This is a genomic window from Roseateles saccharophilus (assembly GCF_031458095.1).
Taxonomy (GTDB): domain Bacteria; phylum Pseudomonadota; class Gammaproteobacteria; order Burkholderiales; family Burkholderiaceae_C; genus Pelomonas; species Pelomonas saccharophila_A.
In genome coordinates this window covers 382,451-399,045 of record NZ_JAVDXU010000003.1, presented here as the reverse complement: position 1 = coordinate 399,045, position 16,595 = coordinate 382,451, and the positions used below count along the sequence as shown (strand labels likewise).

The following is a 16,595-nucleotide window of genomic DNA, read 5'->3' as shown; positions in this document are numbered from 1 at the left end:
GACATGACTCCTGTGCTTCTTCGCCGCGCCGGGCTCGCTGCTCTGGTCACGATCCTGGCCGGCTGTTCCGTGCTGCCCACCCAGCCGCCCCAGCCCCCGGTCGTCATCACCACGCCGCCGCCACCCGATCCCCAGCCGCCCATCATCAAGCCGGCCCCCAGGCCGCCACGCATCGGCCTGGCCCTGGGCGGCGGTGCCGCGCGCGGCTTTGCCCATATCGGCGTCATCCAGGTGTTCGAGGAGAACGGCATCAAGGTCGACCTCGTCGCCGGCACCTCGGCCGGCAGCCTGGTCGCGGCCCTCTATGCCTCGGGCAAGAACGGCAAGGAGATGCAAGCCCTGTCCGACACCATGGACGAAGGCGCCATCACCGACTGGTCCTTCCCGCTGCGCGGCCTGATCCGCGGCGAGGCCCTGGCCCGCTTCATCCGCGACAAGACCGGCGGCAAGAACATCGAGCAGATGAGCCTGCCGCTGGGCATCGTCGCCACCGACCTGTCCGACGGCTCCTCCATCCTGTTCCGCAGCGGCGACACCGGCACGGCGGTGCGCGCTTCCAGCGCCGTGCCGGCCGTGTTCCAGCCGGTGCGCATCGGCCAGCGCGAGTTCGTCGACGGCGGCCTGGTGTCGCCGGTGCCGGTGCGCTTTGCCAAGGAGATGGGCGCCACCCTCGTCGTCGCCGTGGACATCACGTCGCCGCCCGAGAAGGACCCGCCCGGCGACGCCTTCCGCATGCTGATGCAGACCTTCTCCATCATGGGGCGCAGCATCAATATGTTCGAGCTGAGGGAGGCGGACGTCGTCATCCGGCCCAAACTCGATGGCGTCGGCAGCGCCGACTTCACGGCACGGCGCCGTGCGGTACAGGCCGGCCGCGAGGCGGCGCAGGCCATCCTGCCCATCCTGCGCCAACGCATCGCCGAAAAGACCCGCTAGCCATGGACGCCACCGAAACGCCGCTGTTCCCGCTGCGCTCGGTGCTGTTCCCCGACGGGCATCTGCCGCTGCGCATTTTCGAGCCGCGCTATCTCGACATGGTGCAGCGCTGCCACGCCCAGGGCCTGCCCTTCGGCGTCGTCACGCTGAGCCAGGGTGACGAGGTCAGGCGGCGCGAAGGCGAGGGCTTCAAGGCCGAAGCCTTCCACGACGTCGGCGCGCTGGCGCGCATCACGCATTTCGAGCGCGATCAGCCGGGGCTGATCCAGATCCGCACGCTGGGTGCACAGCGCTTCCGCGTGCGGGAGCGGCGCTGCCTGAGCCATGGCCTGTGGGTCGGACAGCTGGAATTGCTCGGCGACGATGCGACGGTAGCCGTGCCCGAGGACCTGAGCCTGTGCGCGTGTCAGCTGCAGGAGCTATTGGCCGGTTGGACGGCCAAAGGCCAGGCCCAGGACCTGCCCATCCAGCCGCCCTACCGATGGGAAGACGCTGGCTGGCTGGCCAACCGCTGGGCCGAATTGCTGCCCATGCCGCTGCCTGAGCGCCAGCGGCTGATGGCGATGGACAACCCGCTGCTGAGGCTGGAGCTGGTTGTGGACCGGCTTGATGCGCTCACGCGTTCAGCCAATCGGTAAGCGTCTTCAACACCTCGGCCTTCTCGGGCTCGTTGAAGATCTCATGGAAGAAGCCCGGCCAGGGCTGGGTCGCGACGACATGGGCGGGGGCGGCGGCCGCAAAGGCCTCGCTGCCGCGTGGTGAGACGCAGCGGTCGGCGCCGGCCCACATCAGCAGCGTGCGCAGCTTCCAGCGCGGCGCGTCACCGATGGCGCGGGCGCCGCCATCGACGATGAAGCGCGTCAGCCGTGCGGTGATGCGGTCGTGCACCAGCGGGTCCGTCGCATACGCCTTCACGACGGCCGTGTCGCGGCAGATCCATTCGGGCTTGAGGCCGTTGCTGACGGCCAGGCCCGGGAAGAGAGAACCGGCAACGGCCAGCAGCAGTTTCTGCAAGCCGGACAGGCCCGGGTCGAGCGCGGGCGAGGACAGCACCAGGCCGTCCAACGGCCGGCTCCAGGCGGCGGGCTTGCCCGTCAAAGCCTCGGCGGCAAAGCGGGCTGCGATCAGGCCGCCCATGCTGTGGCCCAGCAGCACGAAGCGGGTGTTCGGCAGGCGCACAGCGTCGATGACGCGGGCCGTGTCGCGCAGCAGCGCGTCATGCTCGGGGATGTCGCCCTTGGGGCCTTCGCTGTGGCCGTGGCCGCGATGGTCCCAGCCGTGCACGTCCCAGCCGGCGGCGTTCAGCGCCGCGGCGACATGGGCATAGCGCTCGATGTGCTCGCCCAGGCCGTGGCAGATGAGCAGCTGGCCGCGCGCGGGAGCGGCGGTGGTGGGCCAGTGGCGGAGGTGGAGCTTGAGGCCGTCGTCGGTGGTGGTCGTGGTCATCGCGTCGCGGGCTGGGATTCGGTGCGCAAGTTTGCCCCAGCGGCTGCCGATTCCCGTCGCGAGCCCAACACTCTTGCGTAGGCCCAAGTGAACTCGGCTCCGATCAGCAGGATCTGGGCCGAGAAATACACCCACACCAGCAGGGCCACCACCGAGGCCGCTGCGCCAAAGCCCGACACGACGCCGCTGCGCTGCAGATAGGCGCCTATGCCATAACGGCCCAGCGCGAACAGGCCGGCCGTGACGAAGGCGCCGAGCAGCACGTCGCGCCAGGCCACATGCACGCGTGGCATCCACTTGAAGATCAGCGCGAACACGGCCACCACCAGGCCCTGGCTGAACACCGTGTTGGCCACCGCCGCGACGCGCAGCCAGTCACCGAACCAGGGCTGCCACCAGGTCTGGGCGGCCGACATCATGGCGTCCAGCAGCAGCGATACCAGCAAAAGAAAGCTCAGGCCGAAGATGAGGCCGAAGCTCAACAGGCGCGCCCGCAGCCAGTTCAGCCAGCCCTGCATGGGTCGGGCCGGCACGCGCCAGATGGTGTCGAGCGCGTCCTGCAATTCGGCAAACATCGTCGTCGCGCCGATCAGCATCAGCGCGAGGCCGACAACGGTGCTGAGCCAGCCGCCGACCGGCCAGGAGACGGTCTTCAGCATGCTCTCGACGGTGGACGCCGCTGAGCTGCCCAGCAGCTCGGCGAGCTGGTCGAAAAGCTCGCCGCGAACCGCCTCGCCGCCCCAGACCAGGCCGGCCACCGACACGACGATCAGCAGTAGCGGTGCCAGCGAGAACAGCGTGTAGTAGGCCAGGGCCGCACCCATGCGCGGGCCCCGGTCGGCGAGGAAGCCGTCGAAGGTCAGCTGCAGCACGCGGCCCAGCGGTCGGATCTGATCAAGCCAGCGCATGTCGCGAAGTCTCGCGGCAGGCGCTGAGCCGAGGTGTAGGACTAGAACGCCATGCGGGCACCCACCCGGTACTGTCGCCCCAGCACGTCGTACAGGAAGGGGTTGATGCCGTAGCCCGTGCCGGTCTGCGGCGCGGCGACCGGGTCGACGTCGGTCAGGTTGTCGATCTTGAAGTAGAGCGACAGGTTCTTGGACACCTTGTAGGAGCCGCCGATGTCCCAGTAGAAGGCGCCTTTCATCTGGTTGTTCAGGATGGTCGGGTGCACGACGGTCGAGACTGGGCAGTTGGTCTGGCACTCGATGTATTCGTTGCTGTAGACGCCCTTGCTGATCCAGCGCTGCGAGAGGGTGAAGTTGGCGGTGTCGCTGTCCCAGGCCTGCGAGAACTGGCCCTTCCACTTCGGCGTGTTCCCGAGGTTGACGCCGGCGGCCTCGCTCGGGATGGTGCCGACGACGCCGGAGTTGGTCACGAAGCTGCGCGTGTGCGTGGCCAGGGCCCGCAGCGTGATCTTGCCCGGCAGGCCCATGCCGAGATCGAAGCGGTAGACGCCCTCCATGTCGAAACCCTTGTTGCGCATGGAGGCGAGGTTGAAGGCCTGCAGCGTGACGAACTTGGTGGCGCTGGCGAGGTCCATCGCAGCGCAGATCTCCTGGTTGCCGGCCACGCAGAGGTCCACCTCCTGCTGCGCGTTCAGCGAGGAGATGACGTCGTTGACCTTGATGTCGAAGTAGTCGACGGAGGCGCTGAAGCCCGGTGCCCATTTGGGCTGGGCCAGCACGATGCCGAAGGTGGTGTTGCGCGCGATCTCTGGGCGCAGCCTGGTGTTGCCTATGGTGCGCTGCTGGACGGTCAGCGTCGTGCCCTGGTAGTTGACGGTGTTGTTGACGACCAGTGGGGCGGCGAAGAGTTCGCTGAGGTTGGGCGCGCGCACGTCCTGCGAGGTGACCGCGCGCAGGCGCAGGCCGTCGATGCCGGTCTTCCAGGTCGAGCCGACCTTCCAGGCGTTGACGCCACCCGAGGTGCTGTAGCGCGTGTGGCGGCCGGCGATGTTGAAGTTGGCTTCGCCCATGTCCCGCGACTTGAACAGCGGCACATTGAGCTCGAGGAAGCCTTCCTTGACGGTATAGCTGCCCTCGGCGTTGTGATAGTTGCCGGCATACCAGTTGTTGCCGATGGCGGTGTTCAGCAGCGGGTCGGCCGGGTACTCGGGCGTGTTGGGGCTGGTGGCGGAGACGCCGTTGCCATAGGGGTCGCCGGTGACGTAGTACTGCTCCTTGCGCGCCTCGGCGCCGAAGGCGACGGCCACCGGGCCGGCCCACAGCGAGAAGGGTTCACCGTTGACGGCGAAGCTGGCCACCGTCTGGCGCTGGCGCGAATGCTGGTGGGGACCGTTGGCGGGCTCGATATAGGCCATGGCGGCCGGATCGGCCGGCACATCGCCAAGGACGTTCAGCGGCACGCAGCCCGCGGCGACGGCGGCCGGGTTGCGGCAGATGATGGTTCCGCCCGGCCCGCGGATGGCATCGATGGCGGCGTTGTAGCGTGGGTTCAACGACATGTTGGCGACGCGGATGTCGATGGTGTTCTGGCCATGCTGGGCATAGGCGTCATAGGTCCAGGGCGTGCCGAAGGCGTCGAACTTGCCGTTGGCGCCCACGACCAGGCGCGCCTGCGTGCGCACCGGATTCACCTCGATGTCCTTGGGAAACTCGGCGTTGGCCGTGCCGAACTTGAAGCTGGTGATGTTGTTGGCCGCGCACAGCGCCTGGATGGAGGCCGGCACGAAGGGGTTGTCGCACTGGATGGTCAGGTTGTCGTTCTTGGCCGCGCCGGGGTTGGGCGTGAAGCGCGAATCCACCTTGCCGTAGTTGAAGGTGAAGAAGATTTCGTGGTCGGGATTGAGCTCGAAGCTGCCGCGCGTATAGGCCACCTGGCGCGTCATGTTCATGCCCAGCGTCGTGCCGCCACCGACGGTGCCACTGAGGTCGCCGCCGACGCAGAAGGGCGTCACGCAGCCGGTCACGGCACCGGTGCCCGTGGGCACGCCGTTGGAGCCGTAGTTGAACTTGAAGGGCACGCCGTCCTTGCCGAAGGCCGTGCCCTGCAGCGGGCCGTTGGTGATGAGGCCGTACTTGGCGTACTGGAACTGCTGGGCGTTCTCGATGAAGCTGTACTGCGGCTTGCCGTCGCCGGTCTGGCCAATGGGGCGCACCTGGAAGGCCGGGTTCTTGAACCAGGTCCGGCCATTGGCGCCGGCGCCGCCGAAGCGCGGCGAGGGCACGCCGTCCTCGCGGCTGTATTCGACGCTGGCGCTCAAGTGCGCGCGGTCATCCAGGAAGCCGCGGCCCCAGGCGGCCTGCAGCGTGGCGTTCTTATCGTCCTTGTAGTTGGTCTGGCCGGCCTCGACATTGGCCTTGAAGCCCGTGAAGCGCTTGTCGGTGACGAAGTTCACCACGCCGCCGACGGCGTCCGAGCCATAGGAAGCCGAGGCACCGCCGGTGACGACGTCGACCTGCTTGATCAGCAACTGCGGGAACTGGCTGACATCGGTCACGCCGGTCACGTTGGCGCCGATGACGCGCTGGCCGTCGATCAGCGTCAGCGTGCGGATGGGTGTGAGGCCGCGCAGGCTCAGCGAGCTCAGGCCCTGGATGCCGCTGCTGGTGCTGTTGGTGCTGGTGGTGCGGCCGGTGCTGCCCTGCAGGGCCGGCAGCTCGGCCAGGGCGTTGAACAGATTGGGCTTGGCGGCCTTCTCCATGTCGACGGCGTCGATGCGCGTCGTCGGTGTCGGCTGGGTGAAGCCCTTGGCGTTGATGCGCGAGCCGGTCACGACGACGGGGCTGAGAACGTTGGAGGCCTCCTGGCCTTCGCTGGCCGGGGGTGTGTCGGGCGCCGTCTGTGCCTGGGCCGACAGGGCCAGGCTGGCGCAGGCGGCGAGGGCGGCGCGATGGATCAGGGTCGGGCTGTGCATGAAGGTCTCCTGTGTTGCAGCGTGATCCGCTGCTTGTCTTGAGTCGGCTCTGGTCATGGCCGGTGGCGATGCGGAAATTCGGATAGCGCTGTCCCATTCGACCAAAAAAGGGGGGAGTTGGGCTCCCCCCAGGTCCGTGAGACAACGGTCATCCACCGCCGCAAGCACCTGCCGATCTGGCCGGTGTTTCATGGGTGGATTGCGCTATCCTAGATGCCGAAGGGCGGGCCTGATATGGGGGATAACATGTAGCCATGCCCGCGTCCAAGCCGAACTCCGACGAACCCTCCCGGCGCTCGCGCGCCACCGGCCGTGTGACGCTGGCGGACGTGGCCCGCGAGGCCGGCGTCAGCCCCATCACCGTGTCGCGCGCGCTCCGCGGTGAGCGCGCCGTGGCGGCGGAGTTGTGCGAACGCGTGCAGGCGGCGGCGACGGCCTTGGGCTATGTGCCCGACCCGGCCGCACGCGCCCTGGCTTCGGCGCGCAGCTCGCATGTGGCCGTGCTCATCCCCAAGCTCAGCAACACGCTGTTCGTCGAGTTGCTGGACGCACTGCAGCGCCAGCTGATGCTGGCCGGCTACCAGACGCTGATCGGTGTCACCCACTACGACCCGGCCGAAGAAGAGGCCGTGCTGCGCAGCTTCCTGGCGCATCGGCCGGCCGGCCTCATCGTCACGGGCCTGGATCGCAGCCCGGCGGCGGCGGCCCTCATCCACGGCAGTGGCGTGCCCTGCGTGCATGTGATGGAGCTGGCCTCGGAGCCGGGCAGCTACAGCGTCGGCTTCTCGCAGCGCGAGGCTGGCCGGGCCATCACCCAGCATCTGCTGGACAGTGGCCGGCGGCGCGTGGCCTATGTGGCCGCCCAGCTCGACCCACGCACGCTGCAGCGCGGCGAGGGCTACGAGGCAGCCATGCAGCAGGCAGGCCTCGCCGGCAGCGTGCGCAAGCTGCTGAGCCCCGAGCCTTCGTCCATGGCCCTGGGCGGCGTGCTGCTGGAGCAGACGCTGAGCGAGGCGCCCGACACCGACGCCATCTTCTTCTGCAACGACGACCTGGCCCAGGGCGCGCTGCTGGCCGCGCTGCGCCTGGGTGTGGCCGTGCCCGAACGTGTGGCCGTGGTGGGCTTCAACAACCTGCCGGGCAGCGACCAGATGCTGCCGCCGCTGACCACCGTGGCCACGCCGCGCGTCGAGATCGGCGCGCAGGCGGCGCAGATGCTGATGGCGCTGATGCGCGGCCAGGCGGTGGAGCAGCCGCATCTGGACCTGGGCTTCCAGATCCTGAAGCGGGCCTCAAGCTAGCTCGACATCCAGGCGATAGTCGCGGCCGGGTTGGATGTCGCGCACCAGGCCATCGCGCAAGGGCTGGTCGTCCAGCAGCACGCGGTGCTGGCCGGTGCGGCGCACCTGCAGCAGAAAGCGCGCGCCGCGGAACTCGCGCTCGGCGTTCAACTCGTTCCAGCCCGAAGGCAGCTGCGGCTTGACCCGCAGTCCCAGGGCATCGCCACGCAGGCCGCACAGTCCTTCGATGACGCAGCGATAGGCCCAGGCCGCCGTGCCGGTGTTGAAGAGCTGGCTGGAACGGCCGGCCGTGCGCGGGTACTGCTGGTGCGCGCCGCGGTAGTAGTTGGGGATGAAGACGGGCAGCTGGCCGCGCTGCAGATAGTCGCCACGGTCCGGCCCCGGGATCATGCGGCGCAGCGCGCTGTAGGCGCGGTCGGCCTCGCCGGCGTCGTACAGCGCATGGACGTAGAAGCTGGCCGCATGGTTGTAGACGGCGCCGTTTTCGGCCGAGCCCGGGTGCTTCTGCGTGACGCGGCCGACGTCCTCGCGCATGCGCGAGTAGGGCGGGTTGAACATGGCCACGCCATGCGGGGTCTCGAGCTGGGCGTCGATGGCCGCAAGCATCTTCGCGCGCTGCCCGGCACTGGCCGCGCCGCTCAGCATGGCCCAGGACTGCGGGTTCAGATAGATGCGGCCCTCGGTGTCCTTGCTGACGCCGAACACCACGCCGTCGTCGGTGATGCCGCGGGCGAACCAGTCGCCGTCCCAGAGATGGAGATTGGCGGCGGCATTGAGTTCGTCGGCCGCGGCCTGCCAGTGCACGGCCTGCTCCGGCCGACTGGCATCGGCACAGATGCCGCTCCACAGCCGCATCGCGTAGGCCGCCGCCACCGTCAGCCAGCCCGACACGCCGCGGCCTTGGTAGCCCACCATATTCATCGGGTCGCACCAGTCGCCCTGGGCGATATAGCTCAGGCCGCGCGCATCGCGGTCCTGCTGCAGCCAGGCCATGGCGGCATCGAGCCGCGCGGCCACGGTCATGCCGGCGACCTCCACATCGAGCAGCGCGAAGTCAGCCGTCTCGTCCAGATACGCCTGCAGGCAGACCGGTAGCCAGACGCAGTGGTCGGTGTGCGGCACCTGGTTGATGTATTTCAGCTCGGCACCTTCGACAAGCAGGATGCCGTCGGGCATGGAGCCGTTGGCATGCTGCTGGCTCAGCGCGTGCAGCAGCGCGCCGCGCGTGACGGCCGGCGCGATATAGGCCATGCCGAGGTTGTCCTGCAGATAGTTGCGGGTCTGCGGGTCGGTGCTGAGGCGGTTGACGTCGCCGTGATAGAAAACCTGGCGCGGCAGCCAGTGGTTGATGAAGTTGTCGAACTCCGCGTCGGGCGTCTTGATGCGCAGGCAGCCTCGGCCGCCATCGATGTAGCGGGCATAAGCCTCGCGCGTGCGGGCGAAGCCGGCTTCGCTCAGGTAGGTGGAGCGCATCTGCGCGATCTCGGAGTCGTCCAGGGCCGGGCCGAACAGGAAGCGATAGCTCTCGCTCCCATGGGCTTGCAGTGTCAGCCGGTACTGCACGCTGGCTGCCGGCGTCTCGTAGCGTGCGTCGCCGCCGGCGAGTTGTTCGACTTGCAGTGCGCTCGGGTTGTGCAGCCCCCCCTCGCCCTCGAAAGCCGACTGGCTGGCCTCCCAGGCGTCGGGCGCGCGCTCGCAGAGGAAATAGGTCTTGTCCTTGAGCTGCTGGTTCTTGAAGTAGTCCGCGACCTTTTGATAGGGCGTCACGCAGCTGGCGACGATGCCGCCGAGGTCGGACCGCCACTGCGCCGACTGGTTCATCCATGACATGTAGCCAATGGGGAAATAGGGCACGGCGCTGAGGCGGCGAGAGCGGCCCGACAGGTTGGTGATGCGCAGCTCCCACAACTCGGCGACATCGTCCGTCGGCAGTCCCAGCACCATCTCCACGCGCAGACCGAGATGCTCCACCGTCCAACCCAGGTCATGCCGGCCGGCGCGGAACTGGAAGGACTCGAGGGGCGCGCGCACCGGTTCGTAGGGCGCGGAGAACAGCTCGCCCGTGTCCTCGTCCTTCACATAGACGAAGCGGCCGGGATGGTGGGCGTAGTACGCCTGCTCCGGCTGCATGAAGGTCTTGGCCTCCAGGTTGGGTGCATGCGCGTACTTGGCCGGTTCGGGCTGCATGAACTGCGCGACGGCATAGCCGCGGCAGGTCACCTGGATCATCATGCGGCGGTTCCACAGGAAGCCGGCGGCCTGGGGCAGGGCGGTGGGGCTGGTGAGCTCGTAGCGCTCACCTTGGTCGATGGGGCCAAGCATGGGTCAGATGGGATTGGGCTTGCGGGCGGCCAGGTCGGCCTGGATGCGCGCCATGGTCGGGTTGTCCAGCGTGTAGAACATCATGAGGACGGCGGCCAGCAGCGTGAAGCTGGCCGGGATGACGGACATCAGCCAGACGATGCCGGCCTGGGAGCCCGCCGACTGCGCCGCGTTGGGCACATAGCCCAGGGCCGTGAACAGCGTGCCGATGACGCCGACAGCGACCGCCGTGCCGAGCTTCTGTGCGAAGGAGCTTGCGGCGAAGGTCATGCCCGTGGCGCGGCGGCCGTTGCGCCACTCGTTGTAGTCGGCCGAGTCGGCCAGCATGGAAAACGACAGCGGCGACTTCGGGCCCAATACCAGGCCGAGGGCGATCTGCAGGGCATACATCAGCACGATCTGGTCGGCGTCGACGAACAGGAAGGCGGCGGACAGCACGGTGGAAGCCATCATCAGCCCGATCATCAGCCGGCGCTTGTCGATGAAGCGCGTCAGCAGTGGCGTGCAGGCCGTGCCCGCAGCAGCGGCCAGCAGATAGGCCGGCACGAAGGTGGCGAGCAGTTCGGGCCGGTTGACGACGTATTTGAAGTAGTAGGCCGCGCTGGTCATGCGCAGCGTGATGCCGCCCATGATGATCAGCGCCAGGAAGAACAGCAGGATCCAGGGCCGGTTGCTGCGCAGGTCGGCGAGATCCTGGCGCACGCTGGAAGGCTCGGCCTGCGTGGGTTGCACGCGTTCGGTGGTGGTGCTGAAGGTGATGGCGAAGATCAGTGCTGCGGCGAGGCCCCAGAACACCATGGCCAGCGTCCAGCCCAGGGCGTGGTCGCCGCCGCCCAACCAGTTCACGAGGCGGGGCGACGCGGCCGTGACGATGGTGCCGCCGGCAAAGCCGGCAACGAAGCGGGAGGCGTTGATGGCGTTGCGCTCGCGTGCGTCGCCCGAGATCACGCCGGACAAGGCGCTGTAGGGCAGGTTGACGCTGGTGTACAGCGTCATCAACAACAGATAGGTCACATAGGCCCACACCAGCTTGCCCGTGGGGCCGAGGTCTGGCGTGGAATAGGTCAACACGCCCACCACGGCCAGCGGCAGCGGCATGAAGAGCAGGAAGGGGCGGAACTTGCCCCAGCGCGTCTGGGTGCGATCAGCCAGGGCGCCGATCATGGGGTCGGTGAAGGCGTTGAAGATCTTCACGACGAAGAGCATGGTGGCCGCGGCAGCGGCGGTGATGCCAAAGGTGTCGGTGTAGAAGATCAGCAGGAAGGTCGAGATATTGGTCCAGTAGAAGTTGAACCCCATGTCGCCCAGGCCATAGCCGACGATCTCGCGGCGGGTCAGCGGCTTGGGGTTCATGTCTGCAGCCAGTCGCACACCTGGACCTGCAACTCGCCCAGCGGAGCGAGCGCGTCCAGGCGTAGCACGCCCGGCTCGCCGACAGGCGACTCCAGCGTATCGAACTGGCTGTCCATCAGGCTGGCGGAGAAGAAGTGGCCGCCGCGCGTCTGTACACGCAGGCGAGCCTCGGCCTTGCTGATGTCCAGGAAGGCGAAGCGCAGTCCCGGCGAGGCTTGGCGGAGCTGGTCGCGGTAGGCGCGCTTAAGCGCCGAGCAGGCCGCCATGGCGCCGGGCGGCTGGCGGCGCAACTGCTCGCACAGGGCGGCGAGCCAGGCGGCGCGGTCGGCGTCGGTCAGGGGCTGGCCCTGGGCCATCTTGCGGCGGTTGGCCTCGCCGTGGAAATCATCGCCTTCCAGCCAGACCCGGCCCAGTTGCGCGGCGACGGCGGCGCCCAGCGTGGATTTGCCGCTGCCGGCAACGCCCATGAAGACAAGGGATTCGGGCGCAGATGGAATCATGGGGACGCGAGCGGAGGCCGTATTCGGATTTGTTGGATAGCGCTATCCTACTTGGCGCCAAGCCGCCCCGGCTCCGTGTTTTCCCGCCACAGCCTTCGCGCTGCGCGTCAGAGCACCGCGCGCAGCTTGTCGTAGCCGCTGCGGCTGACGGGGATGCGCTTGCCGTTCCTCATGCGTGCGACATGGGCGTCGCTGTCGGTCTTCTCCAGCCCCTGCAGGGCCGCGAGATTGATGATGAAGCTGCGATGCACTCGCACGAAGCGGCCGGGGTCGAGCTGGGCTTCCAGCTCGGAGATGCGCTGAGCCTTGAGGTGATCGAGGCCAGCGCTGTGGAAGGCGACGTTGTCGGCCTGGGCCTCGATGTAGTCGATGGCCTCGACGGCCAGCACCTGCATGCCGCCTTCGTGCTCGCTGTCGCGCACCAGCACGCGCGCCAGCAGCTGCGGCGCGATCAACGCCTCCAGCCCGGGCTGAGGCTGGCCGCGCAGGCGCCGGGCGCGGTCCAGGGCGGCGTCGAAGCGGGCCTGGTCGAAGGGCTTGAGCAGATAGTCCACCGCATGCAGCTCGAAGGCGCGCATCGCATGCTGGTCGTGAGCCGTCGTGAAGATGACGCCGTCACGGCGCCCCGTCAGCTCCAGCACTTCGAGGCCGGTCAGGCGCGGCATCTGGATGTCGAGGAAGACGAGGTCGGGCTTGAGCTCGGTGAGGGCGCGGGCCGCGTCCAGTCCGTTCTCGGCTTCGGCGGCTATCGTGATGTCGGCATGGGCTTTCAGGAACTCACGCACCAGGCGGCGGGCCAGGGGTTCGTCATCGGCAATCAGGGCTTGCAGCGTCATGGCGTTTCGTTGTCGTAAGGCAGGCTGATCTCGACCGCAAAGCCCTCGGGCGTCGCGCCCCAGGCCACGCGGGCGCGGTCACGATATTGCGCCGCCAGGCGTTCGCGCAGATGGCGCAGGCCGTGGCCAAGGCCGGGCTCGCGCGTCGGTTCATCGGGCACGGGATTGCGCACGGCCAGGTGCAGCCAGCCGTCGCGCACCAGGGCCTGGATCTGCACCAGGCCGCCATCGTCCAGCGCGCGCAGGCCGTGCTTGAGCGCGTTCTCCACCAGGGGCTGCAGGGTCAACGGCGGCAGCAGGGCGGCCAGGGCCTCGGGCGGCGCATCGATGGCACTGCGCAGCTTGTCGCCCAGGCGCTGGCGCTCGATGGCGAGGTAGTGGCCGATGAGTTCGAGCTCATCCTCCAGGCGGATTCGTTCGCGCCCGCCCAGGGCCAGGGTCTGGCGGAAGAACTGGGCCAGGTCGATGCTCATCTGGCGCGCGGCCGCGGGATCGAAGCTGGTCAACGCGCTGATGGAGTTCAGGCTGTTGAAGAGGAAGTGCGGGTCGATCTGCAGGCGCAGCAGCTGCAACTCCATGTCGCGGGCCAGCAGCCGCGCTTGGGCCTCGCGCATGGCCGCGGCCTGGGCGGCCTCGACGGCGATCAGCACATCGTGGGCCAGTATGGCCAGCAGGAAAAGCCCCAGGCAAGCGACGAAAGCCAGGGCCCAGGCGGTGGGTGGCAGCGCGACAAAGCCGGCCTCGCGGCCCAGCACTTGCCCCGCGGCGTTCCAGGCCGCCGCGAGGATCAGGGCCGCGCCCGCCAGCAGCAGCACGGCGGTGGCGCGCGAAGCCAGGGCAGCAGGCCAGCGGCCAGGGCCGAAGGGGCGTGCGCGGCAGAGGTAGTAGACCGACAGCGCCGCAAAGCCGGTCACCAGGGCCAGCGGGCAGGTCCAGACCAGGGCCCAGCCCAGTGGGGCCACGCCTTGAGTGGCAATCAGTGCAGCCAGACCCAGTCCGGCCAGCAGCGTGAGGCCGAGATAGACCGCGAGGCCGCGCCAGTGCGTCAGCAGCGGATGCACGCGGCGTCTTCAGTTCTTGATCTCGACGCCGCCGAACACCGCGTCGCCGCGCAGCACCAGGCGCTGGGTCGGGTTCATCGGCGGCACGGTCTTGTCGTCGACGCCGCCGAGCGTCGGCGAGATGTCGACGACGACCTGCCATTCGCGCGGCACGCGCAACTCGACGCCGCTGAAGCGGGCCGAGATTTCGAGCACGGCCTCGGGGCCCTCCATGACGGCCTGGCGCAGGTCCAGCTCCACACCGCCGAAGCTCACGTCGATGCGGCCGCCCTTGAAGCTGCGCGAATCGTTCTGCTGGTTGATGGCGCTGAAGCTGGCATCGATATTGATGCGGTCCCCATGCTCCAGCGTCGACGGCGTATCGCCGCAGCGCTCCAGTCGGCGGTGCGGGAACAGGCCGCGCATCAGGATGGACACGCCGACCAGGATGATGAGGACCGGCCACCAGTCACGCGGCCGGAAGTGCAGCAGGTCGAGGTTGTGGGCTGTCATCACGCCGCCGACGACGATCAGCACGGCACCCACCAGCCAGCTGCCGCTGTGGCGGGGCGAGACGAGATGGCTCACGCCGAACAGCACCAGCACCAGCGGCCAGAAGGTGCGCAGCAGGGGCATGCCGAAGACGCCGAGGTTGTCCAGCAGGGCCAGCGTGCCGATGCCGATGACACCCAGGCCGAAGGCGATGCGGCGGCTGGCGTGGCGTTGGAGGCGATGGGGTTTCATGGGAGAACTCGGGTTGCGATGGCGCAAGTAGACACGGGCGGCGTGGCCCTGGGGACGGCGACTCGGCGAATCGACGCCAGCCGCCGACGAATCGACAGCGGCTGTCGCGAACCGCGCCAAGGCCTTGTCGAGTCCAAGGCCATTTTCTTGAAACTACTATGGTTACATGAAACGAGACGGCAAGCTGTCCGGCGTGCTGCACATGCTGCTGCACCTGGCCGAGACCCGGGAGCCCGCGACCTCCGAGACGCTGGCGCGGGCGATGAACACCAACCCCGTCGTCGTGCGGCGGCTGATGGCGGGGCTGCGCAAGGCCGGCTTCGTGGCCTCGGCCAAGGGCCATGGCGGCGGCTGGGTGCTGAGCTGCCCGCTGTCGGACATGACGCTGGGCGATGTGCACGCGGCCCTGGGCGCGCCGCCCTTCCTGGCCGCCGGCCTGCGCGATGAGCAGTCGACTTGCCTCGTCGAGCAGGCCGTCAACACGGCGCTGGGCTCGGCCTATGCTGAAGCCGAGGCCCTGCTGGTCGCGCGCCTGCATGGCGTGAAGCTGTCCGTGCTGGCCGAGGATTTCCACCACCGCATGCAGGCCCGCGGCCTGTCACCCAAGGATTTCCACCATGACGTTTGACGCCTTGATCGTGGGCGGCAGCTTTGCCGGCCTGTCCGCTGCGCTGCAGCTCGCCCGCGCACGGCGGCGCATCGCCGTCGTTGATGCCGGCCAACGGCGCAACCGGTTTGTCGATGCCTCGCACGGCTTTCTTGGCCAGGACGGCCGCGCGCCTGGCGACATCGTGGCGGATGCCAAGGCGCAGCTGCTGGCCTATCCCTGTGCGAGCTGGCACGACGGCCTGGCGATTGCGGCACGTCGGCGCGGCGAGGGCTTCGAGGTCGATGTGGGTGGCAACACGCTGTTCACACGCCGCCTGGTGTTGGCGACCGGCGTGGCCGACGAGCTGCCCGCGGTCGAAGGCCTGGCCGAGCGCTGGGGCCAGACCGTTTTCCATTGCCCCTATTGCCATGGCTATGAGCTGGACCAGGGCGCCATCGGCGTGCTGGCCAGCAGCCCGCTGTCCATGCATCACGCGCTGATGCTGCCGGACTGGGGGCCGACGACCTTCTTCCTCAACGGCGCTTTCGAACCGGATGCCGCGCAAAGCCAGGCGCTGGCTGCGCGTGGCGTCGCGGTCGAGGCGACGCCCATCGCACGCATCCGCGATGCCCTGACGGTGGAGCTGGTAGATGGCCGCCGACTGCCGCTGGCCGGTCTGTTCACGGCGACGCGCACGCGCATGGCCAGCCCGCTGGCCGAGCAACTGGGCTGCGAGTTCGAGCAGGGGCCGGCCGGGCCCTATCTGCGTCGCACGATGATGGAGACCACGGTGCCGGGCGTGTTTGCCTGCGGGGATGCAGCGATGGCATTTGCCAACGTCGCGATCTCGGTCGGCGACGGTGCGATGACGGGTGCGGCGGTGCATCGCTCGCTGATTCCCGGCCTGCAATGAAAAAAGCCCGGCGCTTTCGCACCGGGCTTTCGGGAGGCAGGAGCCTGAGGCTCAGGCGGCGCGCTTGGTGGCGCGGGTCGCGGTCTGCGTGGCCTTGACGGCTTGGCTGGTGGCGGCCTGGAAGTTGGACTCGGCGACTTCAACGGCTTGCTTGGCGGCCTTCTGGACCGATTCGAAAGCGTTGTTGGCGGCAGCGACGGCCGACTTCACCAGGGCGACGGCGTTCTCGGTGCCGGCCGGGGCGTTCTTGGCGGCGTTGTCGACGACGGCGGTGAACTTCTTCTGGGCGTCGGCGAACTGGGCTTCAGCGGCCTTGGCGACTTCGGCGCCGGTGGCGGAAGCGATGTCGTAGACATGGCGGCTGTAAGAGGCAGCCTTCTCGGCGGTCGGCTGCAGCAGGGCGGCTTGCAGGGACAGCAGCTCTTGGGCGTCCTTGACGGACAGCGCGGCGGCGGTCGTGTCGGCGGCTTCGCTCAGCGCGGTCTTGGCGACTTGCAGATTCAGCTCGACGAGCTTTTCGACGCCTTCGAAAGCCTTGTTGGTCAGGCCGAAGAGGGTTTCGACATTGGCCTTGTGGGCGGCGAGGACTTGTTCAGCGGTCAGCATAGGGGAACTCCGATTTCAGGTGGTTGAACCGTTTGCTGTGCTTCTTTTGCTGCACTGCAACATGGACTGAATGATAGGGGTCCTGCGCCAGATTGCAAGAACTATTTTGTGCAGTGCAGCAAATTAGGG

General features: G+C 68.3%; 15 protein-coding genes. 5 read left to right on the top strand and 10 right to left on the bottom strand.

Features of this window, described 5'->3' with window-relative positions:
- Positions 1–3 precede the first annotated feature (3 nt).
- Positions 4–936 carry a patatin-like phospholipase family protein gene (locus J2X20_RS20840; protein ID WP_409034180.1) on the top strand — a complete coding sequence of 311 codons (933 nt, stop codon included), beginning with the start codon at positions 4–6 and terminating at the stop codon, positions 934–936.
- A gap of 2 nt (positions 937–938) precedes the next feature.
- On the top strand, positions 939–1,574 hold the full coding sequence (locus tag J2X20_RS20835; protein WP_310268873.1) for an LON peptidase substrate-binding domain-containing protein: 636 nt from the start codon (positions 939–941) through the stop codon (positions 1,572–1,574).
- Here J2X20_RS20835 and J2X20_RS20830 read toward each other — a convergent pair.
- From J2X20_RS20830 to J2X20_RS20820, 3 genes are read right to left on the bottom strand one after another with little or no spacing between them, the layout of a single operon-like run.
- Complete coding sequence (locus J2X20_RS20830) at positions 1,552–2,382, bottom strand: alpha/beta hydrolase (protein WP_310268869.1); 831 nt, start codon at positions 2,380–2,382, stop codon at positions 1,552–1,554. The two genes, J2X20_RS20835 and J2X20_RS20830, sit on opposite strands and share 23 nt — an antisense overlap.
- On the bottom strand, positions 2,379–3,290 hold the full coding sequence (locus tag J2X20_RS20825; RefSeq protein WP_310268867.1) for a YihY/virulence factor BrkB family protein: 912 nt from the start codon (positions 3,288–3,290) through the stop codon (positions 2,379–2,381). Before J2X20_RS20825 ends, J2X20_RS20830 begins: the two co-directional genes overlap by 4 nt.
- Positions 3,291–3,331: 41 nt before the next feature.
- Positions 3,332–6,262 carry a TonB-dependent receptor plug domain-containing protein gene (locus tag J2X20_RS20820; RefSeq protein ID WP_310268864.1) on the bottom strand — a complete coding sequence of 977 codons (2,931 nt, stop codon included), beginning with the start codon at positions 6,260–6,262 and terminating at the stop codon, positions 3,332–3,334.
- Between the two features lie 254 nt (positions 6,263–6,516).
- On the opposite strand from J2X20_RS20820, the gene gntR reads away from it, so the two are divergent.
- Entirely contained in the window at positions 6,517–7,563 is a 1,047-nt protein-coding gene (gntR, locus tag J2X20_RS20815; protein WP_310268861.1) for an HTH-type transcriptional regulator GntR, read from the top strand.
- Here the strand turns inward: gntR and J2X20_RS20810 are convergent.
- The 6 genes from J2X20_RS20810 to J2X20_RS20785 all read right to left on the bottom strand — a co-directional run bounded on the left by J2X20_RS20810 (position 7,555) and on the right by J2X20_RS20785 (position 14,358).
- On the bottom strand, positions 7,555–9,885 hold the full coding sequence (locus J2X20_RS20810; protein ID WP_310268857.1) for a GH36-type glycosyl hydrolase domain-containing protein: 2,331 nt from the start codon (positions 9,883–9,885) through the stop codon (positions 7,555–7,557). The genes gntR and J2X20_RS20810 overlap by 9 nt on opposite strands.
- A gap of 3 nt (positions 9,886–9,888) precedes the next feature.
- Complete coding sequence (locus tag J2X20_RS20805; protein ID WP_310268855.1) at positions 9,889–11,238, bottom strand: MFS transporter; 1,350 nt, start codon at positions 11,236–11,238, stop codon at positions 9,889–9,891.
- On the bottom strand, positions 11,235–11,738 hold the full coding sequence (locus tag J2X20_RS20800) for a gluconokinase (RefSeq protein WP_310268852.1): 504 nt from the start codon (positions 11,736–11,738) through the stop codon (positions 11,235–11,237). Before J2X20_RS20800 ends, J2X20_RS20805 begins: the two co-directional genes overlap by 4 nt.
- 107 nt (positions 11,739–11,845) lie before the next feature.
- Positions 11,846–12,574, bottom strand: a complete 729-nt coding sequence (locus J2X20_RS20795) for a LytR/AlgR family response regulator transcription factor (RefSeq protein ID WP_310268849.1) — start codon at positions 12,572–12,574, stop codon at positions 11,846–11,848.
- The gene (locus J2X20_RS20790; protein WP_310268847.1) at positions 12,571–13,635 is read right to left on the bottom strand and encodes a sensor histidine kinase; all 1,065 of its coding nucleotides are present in this window, start codon (positions 13,633–13,635) and stop codon (positions 12,571–12,573) included. The genes J2X20_RS20795 and J2X20_RS20790 overlap by 4 nt, the downstream gene beginning before the upstream one ends.
- A gap of 9 nt (positions 13,636–13,644) precedes the next feature.
- Complete coding sequence (locus tag J2X20_RS20785; RefSeq protein WP_310268844.1) at positions 13,645–14,358, bottom strand: LiaI-LiaF-like domain-containing protein; 714 nt, start codon at positions 14,356–14,358, stop codon at positions 13,645–13,647.
- Between the two features lie 166 nt (positions 14,359–14,524).
- Between J2X20_RS20785 and J2X20_RS20780 the strand changes: the two genes are divergently transcribed.
- Both J2X20_RS20780 and J2X20_RS20775 read left to right on the top strand, forming a co-directional pair.
- Positions 14,525–14,986, top strand: a complete 462-nt coding sequence (locus J2X20_RS20780; RefSeq protein WP_310268842.1) for an Rrf2 family transcriptional regulator — start codon at positions 14,525–14,527, stop codon at positions 14,984–14,986.
- Positions 14,976–15,860 (top strand): NAD(P)/FAD-dependent oxidoreductase, encoded by an 885-nt coding sequence (locus J2X20_RS20775; protein WP_310268840.1) that lies wholly within the window; start codon positions 14,976–14,978, stop codon positions 15,858–15,860. Before J2X20_RS20780 ends, J2X20_RS20775 begins: the two co-directional genes overlap by 11 nt.
- 51 nt (positions 15,861–15,911) lie before the next feature.
- Here the strand turns inward: J2X20_RS20775 and J2X20_RS20770 are convergent, their stop codons facing one another.
- On the bottom strand, positions 15,912–16,466 hold the full coding sequence (locus J2X20_RS20770; protein ID WP_310268838.1) for a phasin family protein: 555 nt from the start codon (positions 16,464–16,466) through the stop codon (positions 15,912–15,914).
- Positions 16,467–16,595: the final 129 nt, after the last annotated feature.

Bases quoted from the DNA above. Each gene is read 5' to 3' on its own strand.
- J2X20_RS20840 (WP_409034180.1), top strand. From the start codon at position 4: ATGACTCCTGTGCTTCTTCGCCGCGCCGGGCTCGCTGCTCTGGTCACG.
- J2X20_RS20835 (WP_310268873.1), top strand. From the start codon at position 939: ATGGACGCCACCGAAACGCCGCTGTTCCCGCTGCGCTCGGTGCTGTTC.
- J2X20_RS20830 (WP_310268869.1), bottom strand. From the start codon at position 2,382: ATGACCACGACCACCACCGACGACGGCCTCAAGCTCCACCTCCGCCAC.
- J2X20_RS20825 (WP_310268867.1), bottom strand. From the start codon at position 3,290: ATGCGCTGGCTTGATCAGATCCGACCGCTGGGCCGCGTGCTGCAGCTG.
- J2X20_RS20820 (WP_310268864.1), bottom strand. From the start codon at position 6,262: ATGCACAGCCCGACCCTGATCCATCGCGCCGCCCTCGCCGCCTGCGCC.
- gntR (WP_310268861.1), top strand. From the start codon at position 6,517: ATGCCCGCGTCCAAGCCGAACTCCGACGAACCCTCCCGGCGCTCGCGC.
- J2X20_RS20810 (WP_310268857.1), bottom strand. From the start codon at position 9,885: ATGCTTGGCCCCATCGACCAAGGTGAGCGCTACGAGCTCACCAGCCCC.
- J2X20_RS20805 (WP_310268855.1), bottom strand. From the start codon at position 11,238: ATGAACCCCAAGCCGCTGACCCGCCGCGAGATCGTCGGCTATGGCCTG.
- J2X20_RS20800 (WP_310268852.1), bottom strand. From the start codon at position 11,738: ATGATTCCATCTGCGCCCGAATCCCTTGTCTTCATGGGCGTTGCCGGC.
- J2X20_RS20795 (WP_310268849.1), bottom strand. From the start codon at position 12,574: ATGACGCTGCAAGCCCTGATTGCCGATGACGAACCCCTGGCCCGCCGC.
- J2X20_RS20785 (WP_310268844.1), bottom strand. From the start codon at position 14,358: ATGAAACCCCATCGCCTCCAACGCCACGCCAGCCGCCGCATCGCCTTC.
- J2X20_RS20780 (WP_310268842.1), top strand. From the start codon at position 14,525: ATGAAACGAGACGGCAAGCTGTCCGGCGTGCTGCACATGCTGCTGCAC.
- J2X20_RS20775 (WP_310268840.1), top strand. From the start codon at position 14,976: ATGACGTTTGACGCCTTGATCGTGGGCGGCAGCTTTGCCGGCCTGTCC.
- J2X20_RS20770 (WP_310268838.1), bottom strand. From the start codon at position 16,466: ATGCTGACCGCTGAACAAGTCCTCGCCGCCCACAAGGCCAATGTCGAA.